Raw genomic sequence first — 14,070 nt, 5'->3', positions numbered from 1 at the left:
TTACAGCCCCTCACAGCACGACAAAAATTGTCTGCGATTCTATCGTTATCTCTGTCCCGATCTCTGTCCCGATCGCGGTCCCGATCCCGATCCCGATCGTTGTCGCGCCTATTACAGCCCCTCACAGCACGACAAAAATCGTCTGCGATTCTGTCGTTATCTCTATCCCGATCGCGATCCCGATCCCGATCATGATTATTGCATCCACATGACATATAAGTCACTCCTTCATTGTTTTTGTTTTTTGTTGTACAAGATATCTTATTCGAGAGCGGACAAGATGCTATAGAAACATGACCCATTTAACAAAAATGTACGAATGCCTAAAAATCATCATTATTAATGTGAAAAGGCCGGTACAAAAGTGATTATGGTATTTTTGTGATTGATTTTTCATATCTTTACATATTAAGGTAGATGAAAAAGCACAGCCCTATTTCAGGGGGAATGTACATGTTGAGAGGTAAAATGAAAGCGGTCGTCAAACACCACCGAGGTTATGGGGCACAATTACAAGTTGTCGATATACCGGACATTCGTGATGACGAGGTCTTGATTCGAGTGAAGATGACCTCGATCTGCGGAACGGATATTCATATTTTCACCTGGGATGAATGGTCACAAGGAAGGGTGAGCCCGCCATACGTATTTGGGCACGAATTTGCAGGGGAAGTAATCGAGATAGGAGCAAGTGTCAGTAATGTTTCAGTTGGTGATTGTGTATCTGCCGAAACACATATAGTTTGCGGTACATGCAGGCAATGCTTAACCGGACAATTCCATATCTGTAAAAAAACAAACATTATCGGTGTGGATAAACAAGGGTGCTTTGCAGAGTACATAGCTCTGCCAGCCAAGAATTTATGGAAAAATCCAAGTGATATGCCACTCGATATAGCTACCATCCAAGAACCGATGGGGAATGCCGTCCATTCAGTGCTGGCTGGCGAGGTGCTGGGTAAAACGGTGGCAATAATCGGTTGTGGTCCAATTGGGCTTATGGCGATTGCTGTAGCAAAGGCCGCAGGTGCTGATAAAGTAATCGCTCTTGATATTAATGATTATCGACTTCAGCTAGCCAAAAAGATGGGTGCCACACACCTCATTCATTCAATGAATCAGGGTCCAGTGGAAATCACGAAAAGCATTACAAGTGGGGACGGGGTGGATGTTGTTTGTGAAATGAGCGGTAATCCAGCAGCTATCCAACAAGGGTTCAAGATGGCGACCAATGGTGGAAGAATATCCATTCTAAGTCTGCCTTCTAAGCCCGTCACGATTAATATAACAGAGGATATCGTATTCAAGGGTCTTACTGTCCAAGGGATAACTGGAAGGAAGATGTTTTCAACCTGGCAACAGGTTTCAAGTCTGCTTGAAAGTGGCAAGGTTGATGTAAAACCAATGATTACCCATCGGTTCTCACTCAGTGATTTTGAAAAGGGATTTGAACTGATGATCAAAGGCCAGTGTGGTAAGGTTCTCCTTATACCTTGAACACCTAAAAAGGTGGAAATTGCATGGTCTGCATTTGAAAAATCTTGAAAGGGGAAAGCGTCATCCGAAAATGATAAGAAGAGGCTAAATTCGTCCTAGCCTCTTCTTTCATGTTCTTATTTTCAATATTTGTGAAAAATTTCTTACAATTGAAGAAGCCACGACAGAATGATTGTTTCTTGCTGTTAAAAGCTTTATACTATGATAATGTGGATATATCACACTTAATAGCTAATATTTACTGGAAATTCTTAAAAAGGAATCCGTATAAATCCATTTGATGATAGGTCTTGGAATAGTTGGTGAAAGAAATAAACTAACTATTTTGAAAGGAGATTAACTATGAACGAGAAACAACGATTAGAATCACAACAAGTACAGGCTGAGAATCCAGCGGACAAAAAATCCGAAAAGGACTTCAGTAAGTACTTTCAAGCCGTTTATATTCCACCTTCCTTAAAGGATGCGAAAAAGCGGGGAAAAGAAGAAGTAGAATATCATGATGACTTTGCCATCCCTGAAGGTTTCCGCGGAATGGGAGAAGGTAAAAAGTTTTACATTCGCACTTTTGGCTGTCAAATGAACGAACATGATACAGAAGTCATGGCGGGCATATTTATGGCACTTGGTTATCAGGCGACAGACTCGGTGGATGATGCTAACGTCATTTTACTTAACACTTGTGCGATTCGGGAAGGCGCAGAGAATAAAGTGTTCGGTGAATTGGGGCATTTGAAATCATTGAAATTGGAAAAGCCGGATCTACTGCTTGGGGTTTGCGGCTGTATGTCACAAGAGGAGACAGTTGTAAAGCGGATTCTAGAGAAGCACCATTTTGTAGATATGATTTTCGGAACGCATAACATCCACCGCCTGCCGCAAATTCTTAATGAAGCTTATCTTTCCAAGGAAATGGTCATTGAGGTTTGGTCTAAAGAAGGTGATGTAATCGAGAACCTTCCGAAAGTGCGTAAAGGAAAAACCAAGGCATGGGTCAATATCATGTATGGCTGCGATAAGTTTTGTACATACTGCATCGTACCGTATACGAGAGGGAAAGAAAGAAGCCGCAGGCCTGGAGATATCATCCAGGAAGTCCGTCATTTAGCGGCACAGGGTTACAAGGAAATAACCCTGCTTGGACAGAATGTGAATGCTTACGGTAAAGATTTTACGGATATCGATTATCGTTTCGGCGATTTGATGGATGAAATCCGCAAAATCGACATTCCGCGTATTCGTTTTACGACAAGCCATCCCCGTGATTTTGATGATCATTTGATTGAAGTACTGGCTAAAGGCGGAAATCTCGTTGACCATATCCATCTTCCAGTTCAATCGGGAAGTACGGAAACACTTAAAATCATGGCCCGTAAGTATACACGCGAACAATATTTAGAGCTAGTAAAAAAAATCAAGGAAGCTATCCCAAGTGCATCGCTAACCACGGACATCATTGTAGGCTATCCGAATGAAACGGAAGAGCACTTTGAAGAAACGATGTCATTATACCGTGAAGTTGGTTTTGATGCAGCATATACTTACATCTATTCACCACGTGAGGGAACACCGGCTGCGAAAATGCAGGATAATGTACCGATGGAAGTGAAAAAGGAACGTCTGCAACGCTTGAATGCCCTTGTAAATGAAACGTGCGCATTGAAAATGAAAGAGTATGATGGACAAATTGTTGAAGTGCTCGTTGAAGGCGAAAGCAAGAAGAATGCGGAAGTATTAGCAGGTTATACAACGAAAAATAAGCTCGTGAACTTCAAAGGACCAAAATCCGCTATTGGCAAAATCGTAAAAGTGAAAATCACCGGAACGAAAACATGGTCATTAAATGGGGATATGGTTGAAGAAGCAACGGCGATTGAGGTGGAGTAATATGACTAAATATACTAAAGATGACATTCTGAATAAAGCGGCCGAGCTTGCTGAAATGATCGCCAGCACGGAAGAAGTCGATTTCTTTAAACGGGCAGAAGCTCACATCAATGAAAATCAAAAAATCCGTGAAATGATCGCCAGCATCAAGAGTTTGCAAAAACAGGCTGTAAACTTCCAACATTACGGCAAAGAGAAAGCATACAGTCAAGTGCAGGCCAAAATTGATGCACTGGAAAAACAATTGGATGAACTTCCGATCGTGCAAGAATTCAAACAATCCCAAGTGGATGTAAATGATCTTTTACAAATGGTCTCATCACAAGTATCGAATAAGGTGACGGACCTGATTATTGAATCGACCGAAGGCGATGTCCTTCGAGGTGAGACGGGTTCACAGGTACAAGCAGGCGGCGGAAGCTGTTCATGAATATTAAAAAAGCCCTTCTGGTTTCAGAAGGGCTTTTTTAATATGCGGAAATCCTTATACAGTGCCCATTCGTGACACATATCCCAAAACATGAGCATAAAATAACCTAGGTTTAAAACATTACAGCAGTTTTCAAACAATTAAAATTCTACGCACACTAGACTTTTACCACGCATAGGATGAATGGAAACTGTATGAGGAGGGTTCGCTAGCATGTCACAATATAGAGAGATAATTACTAAAGCGGTGGTGGCAAAAGGACGTAAATTCACTAAGTCCTCTCACACCATTTGCCCGGCTCATCATCCTTCTAGCATTCTAGGTTGTTGGATCATCAACCATAAATACGATGCAAAGAAAGTCGGCAAAAAGGTAGAAATTCACGGCAGCTACGAAATCAACGTCTGGTATTCTTATAACCAAAATTCAAAGACGGAAGTTGTAACTGAAAAAGTGCAATATACCGACGTTATTTCGCTGAAATACCGTGATCCCGATTGTCTTGATGACCATGAAATCGTTGCAAAAGCTGTCCAACAGCCGAATTGTTTAGAAGCATGCATCTCCCCATGTGGACAAAAAATCATTGTCCATGTGGAAAGGGAATTCTTTGTGGAAGTCGTCGGCGAAACGAAAATTTGTGTCGCTGTAAGTCCAGATGGCCGCTGTGAGGATGACTGGGGCTCTGATTTCGATGATGAGGATTTCGAAGATTTAGATCCGGATTTCCTTGATGAATTCGAAGACGAATAGAATATAGAAATTAATACCGGATGACATTCCCTTCATCCGGTTTTATTTAATTTAAAGCGGGACAAGTCCCTATGGCTTTGCAGATACAGCTAGCTTACAATGTATAAGGATAATTGATTTACCATGCAATTTCGAATACAGGCCATGTTGCATTTTCGTATGTTATAATGAAGGACATAAATGTGTAATAGATTTTAGTTTGGAAAGGTTTTGAAGGAATGGCTGGATATACTCCGATGATACAGCAATATTTAAAAATTAAGGCAGAGTATCAGGATGCCTTTTTATTTTTTCGTTTAGGCGATTTTTATGAAATGTTTTTTGACGATGCACTGAATGCATCACAAGAGCTCGAAATCACATTAACGAGCCGAGAAGGCGGTAGTGAAGAGCGAATTCCGATGTGCGGCATTCCGTATCACTCGGCTGCTAATTATATTGATATATTGATAGAAAAAGGTTTTAAAGTAGCTATTTGTGAACAAACCGAAGATCCTAAGCAAGCCAAAGGTGTGGTACGCAGGGAAGTTGTCCAGCTGATTACCCCGGGAACGAAAATGGATAGTAAGGGTCTTCGTGAAAAGGAAAATAATTATATTGCCACCATCACTTATTTTACGGATGGTCAGTTTGGCTTTGGATACAATGATTTATCGACAGGGGAAAATAAGGTTACATTGATTGAGAGTTTCGAGGAAGTTCTGAATGAATTTGCCATCCTGGGTGCGAGTGAAGTGGTCATTGCCGAGGATTTCAATGAAGAATGGAAAAAAATGCTTCAAGAACGGGGCGCAGCCGCTCTATCCCTAGAGAGTAATTTGGTCCAAAGCGAGTCATTCGCTCCATTGCTTCATTTGTTAAAAGACCAGAAACTGGCGACAACGACCTCACGTTTATTGAATTATCTATACCGTACCCAAAAACGCAGCCTGGATCATTTACAGCCAGTGCTTGCATATGAAACATCACAATATATGAAAATTGATTATTATAGCAAACGTAATTTGGAATTAACTGAAACCATTCGTTCCAAAGGTAAAAAAGGCTCATTACTATGGCTGCTTGATGAAACAAAAACAGCCATGGGCGGAAGGATGTTGAAGCAATGGATTGATAGACCGCTCATTAATAAAAAACAGATCGAGCGGAGACAAAGCCTTGTTGAAACCCTGAAAAATCAATACTTCGAACGACAAGACTTACGTGAACGCCTGAAGGAAGTGTACGACTTGGAGCGGCTTGCCGGAAGGGTGGCCTTCGGGAATGTAAACGCTCGGGACTTGATTCAACTGAAACGTTCCTTGCAACAGGTACCGGTCATTCGTGAAATCGTGAAGTCAATGGCTTCCAATCAGGATATTTCAATCCTTGCCGATAAATTGGATCCTTGTGAAGAAGTGACGGATTTACTTGAAACGGCGCTTGTAGAAACCCCCCCATTGTCCGTGAAGGAAGGGAATATCATTCAGGATGGTTTCCATAAGGAGCTGGATACATACAGGGATGCCAGCAGAAACGGGAAAACTTGGATTGCACAGCTTGAACGCGAAGAGCGGGAACGCACCGGGATCAAATCCTTGAAAATCGGATATAATCGTGTATTTGGCTATTACATTGAAGTCACACGAGCAAATTTGCATCTGCTTGAAGAAGGCCGTTATGAACGGAAGCAGACTTTAACGAATGCCGAACGTTATATCACACCTGAATTGAAAGAAAAGGAAGCTTTGATTTTACAAGCAGAAGAAAAAAGCATCAGTTTGGAGTATGACTTATTCCTCAATCTTCGTGAAGAGGTCAAAAGCTATATCCCTCGCTTACAGGATTTGGCGAAAGGCGTCAGTGAACTGGATGTCCTGCAGTGCTTTGCGACGATAAGTGAAGAACGCCATTATGTGAAGCCTGTCTTTTCCGATGATCGAAGAATCGTACTGAAGGAAGGCAGGCATCCAGTGGTCGAGAAAGTCCTTCAATCACAGGAATATGTCCCCAATGACTGCTTTATGGATGGAGATCGGGAGTTACTCTTGATCACAGGGCCCAATATGTCGGGTAAAAGTACGTATATGCGTCAAATAGCGCTAACATCGATTTTAGCGCAAATTGGATGCTTCGTATCTGCAAGTATAGCTGAATTACCTATTTTTGATAAGGTATTTACCAGGATTGGCGCGGCAGATGATTTGATTTCCGGTCAAAGTACATTCATGGTCGAGATGCTTGAAGCAAGAAATGCCATCATGAATGCCACAGAAAACAGTTTGATATTATTTGATGAAATAGGCCGGGGAACATCAACTTATGATGGGATGGCGCTTGCTCAGGCCATCATTGAATTTATTCATGAGGAAATTGGGGCAAAGACACTCTTTTCGACTCATTATCACGAATTGACTGTATTGGCAACGGAACTCCCAAAATTGAAAAATATCCATGTAAGTGCCATTGAGCAAAATGGAAATGTCGTTTTCCTTCATAAAATTAAAGAAGGGCCAGCAGATAAAAGCTATGGAATTCATGTGGCTAAGCTTGCTGATTTACCGGAGCAGTTAATAGATCGGGCGGCTGCTATTTTAGCCCAGCTAGAGAATGAAAATGGACAGGCAAAGGCGATTCCTGAACAGCCTGCTGCTGAAAAAGCATCTATTGCCGAAGCTGCCCCTGTGACATCCGTCAATGAGGCACAGCTTTCCTTCTTTGGAGAAGAAGCTCCTAAAGGAAGGGTGAATTCTTCACCAAAGGAAAAAAAGGTGCTGGATGACATAAAATCACTGGATATCCTTGAAATGACGCCGCTTGAGGCAATGAATACCCTTTATAAATTACAAAAGAAACTTAAATGAGAATTAAAGCGAGGCGATAAAAATGGGAAAAATCATACAGCTTGATGAGGCTTTATCTAATAAAATCGCAGCTGGCGAAGTTGTTGAACGCCCAGCCTCAGTCGTTAAGGAACTTGTGGAAAACGCAATAGATGCAAACAGTACCATTATAGAGATTGAATTGGTGGAGGCTGGACTTGGTTCCATTCGGATCGTGGATAATGGCGATGGGATTTTACCTGATGACATAGAAGCGGCATTTAAACGTCACGCCACCAGTAAAATTAAAGATGAAAATGATCTCTTCCGAATCCGAACACTTGGCTTCCGCGGTGAAGCCATGCCCAGTATTGCTTCAGTTTCCCGTTTTGAAATGAAAAGCAGCACTGGCGAAGGGGTAGGAACGCGCATACTTCTTGAAGGAGGCTTGGTTAAGGAACTTGAGGCTTCATCCAGCCGTAAAGGAACGGATATCCTGGTTTCCGACTTGTTTTTTAATACCCCTGCACGGTTGAAATATATGAAAACCATTCATACCGAGCTAGGAAATATCACGGATGTCGCTAACAGGCTCGCACTTTCACATCCGGATGTTTCTATACGGTTAACACACAATGAGAAGCGTATCCTCCATACAAATGGTAACGGTGATGTCAGGCAGGTGCTGGCGGCAATCTATGGTACGAATATTGCCAAAAAGATGATTCCGGTTCAGGCAAGCTCCTTGGATTTCAAATTATCCGGATATATCGTCATGCCCGAGATCACCCGGGCTTCAAGGAATTACATTTCAACCATGATAAACGGACGCTTCATTAAAAACTATGCGCTCGTGAAAGCAATCCTGGATGGGTATCATACACTTCTTCCAATTGGACGTTTTCCAATCGCTTTGCTGAATATCGAAATGGATCCGATTCTTGTCGATGTCAATGTACATCCATCCAAAATGGAGGTAAGGCTCAGCAAGGAACAGGAATTGTACAGTCTTGTATCGGAAACGATTAAATCTTCGTTTAAAAAGATGTCTCTAATACCAAGTGGATATACACCAGCAGCAAAGCCGGAACAGGTGAAAAGTGAGCAAACCACTCTGGAATTGGACCATGTTGTGGAAAGCGGCAAGCGGGTCCTGGAAGAAGCCAAGAAAGAGGCTTCCCTCTTGAAGGATACCTTGATACGGGAAAAGCAGGAACATAAGAATTACGTGGATCATAATGAAGATTTCAATCTTGAACCAATAAAGGAAATAATCTATAGCACTGAACAGCAGCAAATGGAAGATGTCTATGTACCGGTCTTACAAGATGATGAAAGCAAATCATATTTCGAGTCAGCTGAAAAGTTTACAACCTACACAGTCGAACAAGAGGAGGAAATCGAGGCGAATGAACCGGAAAGCCGCATCCCTCCGATGTACCCGATTGGGCAAATGCATGGAACATATATTTTCGCCCAAAACGAAAAGGGCTTGTATATCATAGACCAGCATGCTGCCCAGGAACGGATCAAATACGAATACTTTAAAGAAAAAGTCGGTCGAGTTGAAAACGAGCTACAGGATATGCTGGTCCCCATCACCCTTGAATTTTCAACGGACCAATGTATCCGGATAAATGAATATCGGAATGAGTTGGAAAAAGTCGGCGTCTTTTTAGAGGAGTTTGGCTATAATGCCTATATTGTCCGATCGCATCCACAATGGTTCCCTAAAGGAATTGAACAGGAAATCCTTGAGGAAATGATAGAACAATTGCTATCGATGAAAAAGGTCGACATCAAAAAATTGCGCGAAGAAGCAGCCATCATGATGAGCTGTAAAGCCTCCATAAAGGCAAACCGTCATCTGCGCAATGATGAAATCCAAGCACTACTGGATGAACTGAGGCGGACAACAGATCCCTTCACATGCCCTCATGGAAGACCTATCATCATCTCATATTCCATATATGAAATGGAAAAAATGTTCAAACGGATCATGTAATTAAAAGCAATGGAGAACCCTTATGTAATGGGGTTCTCCATTGCTTTTTTAGTTAAATGACCACAAAATGACCACATTTATTGGTCCATGCACTTTTAAAATAAATTTCAGAAAGATACAAAGAATAAGACAATAGGGTAGGTACCTTTATAGAAGAAAAGCTCTGAGCCAACCGCAAAATTGAAATGAATCATCTGTTGTTATAGATGGGGGGCAATTTGAGAACCTCTTATATTATAAGAAGAAACTCGGTAGAATATAAAGAGAGGTATAACTGATTGTATCCAAGCGTACCCTGGATTTTTAATGCTCATAAACCACATTAGGTGACCACCATAATGTAAGATGTGGCGTGAAAAACGGATCATGTAATTAAAGGCAATGGAGAACCCTTATGTAATAGGGTTCTCCATTGCTTTTTTGATTCCGATTTATTAGTTGTATAGGACCTCGAACAGGGGGGATTGAGTTCCCTGCACTTATCCTTCAAAAATAATAATACGGGGGATTGGGCTGATATTGATAGTTGTAAGCCGGGGCAGTATACATTTGGTTATCATAGTGATTAGTATATTGAGGATACTGCTGCATGTCTTCTTCGGCCGCTCGATGGCAGTTGGCTGGCGGACCGATGAATGTTGATGGCTGAACTGTTGCAATTGCTTTTTTCCATTGGTTTTCATCCATGCAATAAGTATGAGCCATAATATTTGCAGGCGTCAATTTCAAGATATCTGAACCGAGGATCACCTCAGGTGTTGGTGCATTAAAAATGGCGAGCAAGTGGGTATTATCAGCATTAGCCACTTCATAATGCCACCAACCTTGTGGGACGTTGGCTACTTGACCGGGTTTAATGGGGTAATTTTGAATTTGCTTTGTAAATGGATTCAGTAAGGAAACGGTTGCCGCTCCAGAAATGCAATACACTAGCTCCGCTGCATTTTGGTGATAATGCGGTTCTACGACATTGTCTGTACTAAGGTAAATATCTAATAATGAAACATTTTCGAGGGTATTTAATTGTTTAACACCTAATGCATTAATATAGTTTTGATTGTCTTTTTTCATGAAATTGCTTTTATTGACATCGAAAAAGAATTGTGTGGATGGTGAAGTATAGTCCATATAGGAGACCATGAATTTATCATTCCTTTTTTAAGACTTGATTTTTCAGGGTATGTTAAATCTCATTCTAATGTGCACTAACCCAGTGGTTATGTGCCTATCGAGGTGATAAGGGTTGCTGATGATACTGTCATTGAATGAATGATAGACAGTGACTTCGGGTAACGTATTAGTTATGATTATTATATCGATATTATTTTATAACCGAAACTACTAATCTGATTATTGGATATAATCAAACTTTTAATAAGCAGAATTTTCCCATTGCGCGACTTTAAATTACAGTGATATAATGTTCTCTGTGATTTTAAAGTTTAACATAGGAAGTGGCTAAATTGTCGAACAATTCAAAAGAGAGTAAATTCGTCCCGTACGTTTCTGCATCTAAATCTCTACCGGAATTGACTGCAACTGCAATCATTCTAGGGATCATTCTTGCAATCGTATTCGGGGCGGCAAATGCATACTTAGGCCTACTTATTGGTTTAACTGTCTCTGCTTCTATACCCGCGGCGGTAATTTCAATGGCCATATTAAGAGGGGTTTTTCGCAGGGATTCAATATTAGAAAACAATATTGTGCAAACGATGACCACGGCAGGTGAGGCTATTGGTGCCGGTGCTGTATTTACCATTCCGGCATTATTCATGTGGGACATGGACGTGAGTCAAGCATTCATCATTTTCGTAGTATTAACTGGGGGATTTTTAGGGGTCTTCATGATGGTTCCCCTTCGCCAGCTTTTGATTGTAAGGGAGCATGAAACATTACCTTATCCAGAAGGTACGGCATGTGCCGAGGTTCTGAAGTCAGGAGAAAAGGGCGGTACAAGCGCCAAGCTAATCGGAGCCGGTTTGGTTATTGGCGGTGTTGTTAAAGGGTTTGGTGATGGATTTAAGCTTTTCAAGACTGAGGTTGAAACAGGGATCACGAATTTTAAAAATGCAGTGGTTGGTCTTGATGCCTTTCCTTCCCTTTTGGGTGTAGGGTACATTATTGGACCGCGGGTTGCAGGACAAATGCTAGGTGGGGGTTTATTAGCCTGGGTCGTTTTAATACCGGCCATCAGCTTTTTTGGCGGAAACAATGGGACAGCCATTTTCCCTTCTGATGTACCGATCGGTGAATTGGATGCATGGGGAATTTGGGATAATTATATTCGCTATATTGGTGCTGGTGCCGTTGCAACGGGCGGATTGATCACTTTGATCAAAACATTACCAATACTTTTCAGTTCAGTTATTGATACTCTTAAAGGCGTAAAAGCCAATAAAGGACAACTAAAATCTGGTTCTATCCGTACAGAACAAGACATACCGGCTAAATACGTTTGGTTGGGTACGATCATCTTAATTTTAGTCATTGCTTTCACACCTATAACAGATGTAGGAATCATCGGTGCGATTGCAATCGCGATTTTTGGATTTTTATTCGTGACAGTGGCTTCAAGGGTTGTTGGAATCGTCGGAAGTTCGTCTTCCCCTGTTTCAGGAATGACGATCGCCACTCTATTGATTGTTGCGATTGTCTATAAGGCAACTGGTTTTACTGGTACGACTGGAATGGTAGCAGCTTTAACCGTCGCTGCAATCATTTGTACAGCACTTGCTGTTTCAGGTGATGTTTCTCAGGATCTAAAAACAGGATATATCGTCGGCGGAACACCATGGAAACAACAAGTTGCCATGATGATCGGTGTTGTAGCGTCCGCTTCTGTCATTGGTTTTATCCTGGTTCTTATGGATAACGCATATACGATGGGTTCTGCAGAACTGCCTGCACCTAAAGCGGCACTTATGAAAATACTTGCCGAAGGTGTTCTAGGGGGAGATTTACCTTGGACTCTGATCTTTATCGGTGCGGCTATTTCCATTACATTAGAGTTTTTCGGTTTGAATTCACTTGTTGTTGCTGTCGGCATATACTTACCGGTTCATACTAGTACGCCAATCATGATCGGTGGATTTATTCGATTCTTCGTTGAGTTCTTCTCGAAAACAAAAGAAACGCTTAAAGCAAGGGTTGACAGAGGTGTATTATTTGCCTCTGGTTTAATAGCGGGTGAATCATTGATTGGTGTTCTTATTGCCATATTGATCGCGGCAGGTGTCCAAGTTCCGGCTGCAGCTAAATTAGCCAGCAATTTGCTGCCATTCTTATTATTCCTTGCTCTAGCTGGATTGCTTTGGTTCGTATCCAGCAAAGGGAAAAAAGAAGATGCTTCGTAAACGCCAATCAAAAAAGAGGAACCTGTTAACCATGGTTCCCCTTTTGGAAAGACGCGTCACTATGGTGCAAGAATCTTCGGAAGCAACTTTTTTGGTCATTCAAAGGACCAATTTTGTGGAACGAATGACCATTCGTTTCTTTAAACAGCCATCAGTCCGTAAAATCAAGCTTGATAAGTTTGGAGCATATGCCATTAAACAGATGGAGTTCCAAAGGAATGTAAATCAGATCTCTGATGCGATGAGTGAACATTTTGGTGAGGAAGCGGAACCAGCCTTACCCAGGTTGATGAAATTCCTGGAAATTCTAGAGGTTCATGATTGGATCATATGGGATGATGAAGAAGAAAAATGAAAAAAAGCTGAAGCACTTCTGGGTGCTTCAGCTTTTTTCTGTATTGGTACAAAATTTACCACATTGCATTTTATGGAATTATACTATAGGTATAATTATTTGTAATAACTTTATATACGTTGTATTCTTGTACTGTTAGTCATGATAAATAAAGCAAAACTATTCACATTTTGAAGCGCAGGTGGTTTATCATGGGAAGAGTACAAGGTAAAGTAGCATTAGTGACAGGTGGAGCTTCAGGCATTGGGTTATCCATATCGACACTAATGGCTAAAGAAAGCGCAAAAGTCGTGATTGCTGATTTTAATAAGCAGGAGCAAAAGAAGCGGCCGATAACATTAAAAAACAAGGTGGGGAAGCAGCTGGAGTATTTTTGGATGCTGGACAAGCAGACTCCATCCAGGCAGCAGTCGACTTTACCATTGAACAATATGGAACGGATACGGTACTCGTTAATAATGTGAGTTTAACTAACCTGCATAGTGATCTGGATGTCGTGAACTTAGATTTGGAAGAATGGGATCGACTTATGGACGTGAATTTAAAAAGTGTGCTATTAGGAAGCAGGTTTGCGATTCCTCACATGATTAAAGCTGGAGGAGGTTCGATTATCAATACGGACTCAATGGCCGGATTTACAGGTGACTCGTACGATCCGCATATGGTGCGTCCAAAGCGGGGGTAGTGAATTTGACTCGTTATACCGCTGCACAGTATGGTAAAGATCATATTCGTTGTAATGGAATGGCACCAGGTCTCATATTAACTCCTGCAGCGAAAAATAATATGCCTCAGGCCGTACTCGATATTTTTGGCAAATTCAATGCATTGCCATATCATGGTGAAGCGGATGATATCGGTTAAACCGTACCATTCCTTGCAACTGAAGAGTCCAAATTCATTACAGGTCAGACGATCCAAGTGGAAGGCGGTCATTATATAGTTAACCTCAAGCATCTCCGAATTTAATGATTATGTAACGAGAG

The 14,070-nt window shown here is 41.5% G+C and carries 10 protein-coding genes and 1 pseudogene; 10 read left to right on the top strand and 1 reads right to left on the bottom strand.

What is annotated here, in order from left to right:
- Window positions 1-456 precede the first annotated feature (456 nt).
- The 6 genes from tdh to mutL all read left to right on the top strand — a co-directional run bounded on the left by tdh (window position 457) and on the right by mutL (window position 9,373).
- A complete protein-coding gene (gene tdh / locus ACFX4H_RS06820; protein ID WP_283867908.1) occupies window positions 457-1,497 on the top strand; it encodes an L-threonine 3-dehydrogenase in 1,041 nt (346 codons plus the stop codon).
- A 342-nt stretch (window positions 1,498-1,839) separates the two neighbouring features.
- Window positions 1,840-3,384: a tRNA (N6-isopentenyl adenosine(37)-C2)-methylthiotransferase MiaB gene (gene miaB / locus ACFX4H_RS06815; RefSeq protein WP_048684706.1), complete on the top strand. Its 1,545-nt coding sequence runs from the start codon at window positions 1,840-1,842 to the stop codon at window positions 3,382-3,384.
- 1 nt (window position 3,385) lies between these two features.
- Window positions 3,386-3,814 carry a YlbF/YmcA family competence regulator gene (locus tag ACFX4H_RS06810; RefSeq protein ID WP_034313499.1) on the top strand — a complete coding sequence of 143 codons (429 nt, stop codon included), beginning with the start codon at window positions 3,386-3,388 and terminating at the stop codon, window positions 3,812-3,814.
- A 213-nt stretch (window positions 3,815-4,027) separates the two neighbouring features.
- Window positions 4,028-4,567, top strand: a complete 540-nt coding sequence (locus ACFX4H_RS06805; protein WP_034313495.1) for an outer spore coat protein CotE — start codon at window positions 4,028-4,030, stop codon at window positions 4,565-4,567.
- A 218-nt stretch (window positions 4,568-4,785) separates the two neighbouring features.
- Entirely contained in the window at window positions 4,786-7,410 is a 2,625-nt protein-coding gene (mutS, locus tag ACFX4H_RS06800; RefSeq protein WP_377434802.1) for a DNA mismatch repair protein MutS, read from the top strand.
- 22 nt (window positions 7,411-7,432) lie between these two features.
- Entirely contained in the window at window positions 7,433-9,373 is a 1,941-nt protein-coding gene (gene mutL / locus ACFX4H_RS06795; protein ID WP_249597816.1) for a DNA mismatch repair endonuclease MutL, read from the top strand.
- Window positions 9,374-9,859: 486 nt separating this feature from the next.
- Here the strand turns inward: mutL and ACFX4H_RS06790 are convergent, their stop codons facing one another.
- Window positions 9,860-10,513, bottom strand: coding sequence for a cupin domain-containing protein (locus ACFX4H_RS06790; protein WP_034313486.1), 654 nt, complete (start codon window positions 10,511-10,513; stop codon window positions 9,860-9,862).
- Window positions 10,514-10,836: 323 nt separating this feature from the next.
- Between ACFX4H_RS06790 and ACFX4H_RS06785 the strand changes: the two genes are divergently transcribed.
- The 4 genes and pseudogenes from ACFX4H_RS06785 to ACFX4H_RS06770 all read left to right on the top strand — a co-directional run bounded on the left by ACFX4H_RS06785 (window position 10,837) and on the right by ACFX4H_RS06770 (window position 13,948).
- Window positions 10,837-12,729 (top strand): OPT family oligopeptide transporter, encoded by a 1,893-nt coding sequence (locus ACFX4H_RS06785; protein WP_377434799.1) that lies wholly within the window; start codon window positions 10,837-10,839, stop codon window positions 12,727-12,729.
- Complete coding sequence (locus ACFX4H_RS06780) at window positions 12,719-13,084, top strand: PqqD family protein (protein ID WP_034313480.1); 366 nt, start codon at window positions 12,719-12,721, stop codon at window positions 13,082-13,084. The genes ACFX4H_RS06785 and ACFX4H_RS06780 overlap by 11 nt, the downstream gene beginning before the upstream one ends.
- A gap of 191 nt (window positions 13,085-13,275) precedes the next feature.
- Window positions 13,276-13,769, top strand: a pseudogene (locus tag ACFX4H_RS06775) (SDR family NAD(P)-dependent oxidoreductase).
- A 5-nt stretch (window positions 13,770-13,774) separates the two neighbouring features.
- Window positions 13,775-13,948: an SDR family oxidoreductase gene (locus ACFX4H_RS06770; protein WP_377434797.1), complete on the top strand. Its 174-nt coding sequence runs from the start codon at window positions 13,775-13,777 to the stop codon at window positions 13,946-13,948.
- Window positions 13,949-14,070: the final 122 nt, after the last annotated feature.

Source organism: Peribacillus sp. YIM B13477 (assembly GCF_042787955.1).
In the GTDB taxonomy this organism is placed as follows: domain Bacteria; phylum Bacillota; class Bacilli; order Bacillales; family DSM-1321; genus Peribacillus; species Peribacillus frigoritolerans.
This window is presented reverse-complemented; position numbering and strand designations above follow the sequence as displayed.

Bases quoted from the DNA above. Each gene is read 5' to 3' on its own strand.
- miaB (WP_048684706.1), top strand. From the start codon at position 1,840: ATGAACGAGAAACAACGATTAGAATCACAACAAGTACAGGCTGAGAAT.
- ACFX4H_RS06810 (WP_034313499.1), top strand. From the start codon at position 3,386: ATGACTAAATATACTAAAGATGACATTCTGAATAAAGCGGCCGAGCTT.
- ACFX4H_RS06805 (WP_034313495.1), top strand. From the start codon at position 4,028: ATGTCACAATATAGAGAGATAATTACTAAAGCGGTGGTGGCAAAAGGA.
- mutS (WP_377434802.1), top strand. From the start codon at position 4,786: ATGGCTGGATATACTCCGATGATACAGCAATATTTAAAAATTAAGGCA.
- mutL (WP_249597816.1), top strand. From the start codon at position 7,433: ATGGGAAAAATCATACAGCTTGATGAGGCTTTATCTAATAAAATCGCA.
- ACFX4H_RS06790 (WP_034313486.1), bottom strand. From the start codon at position 10,513: ATGGTCTCCTATATGGACTATACTTCACCATCCACACAATTCTTTTTC.
- ACFX4H_RS06780 (WP_034313480.1), top strand. From the start codon at position 12,719: ATGCTTCGTAAACGCCAATCAAAAAAGAGGAACCTGTTAACCATGGTT.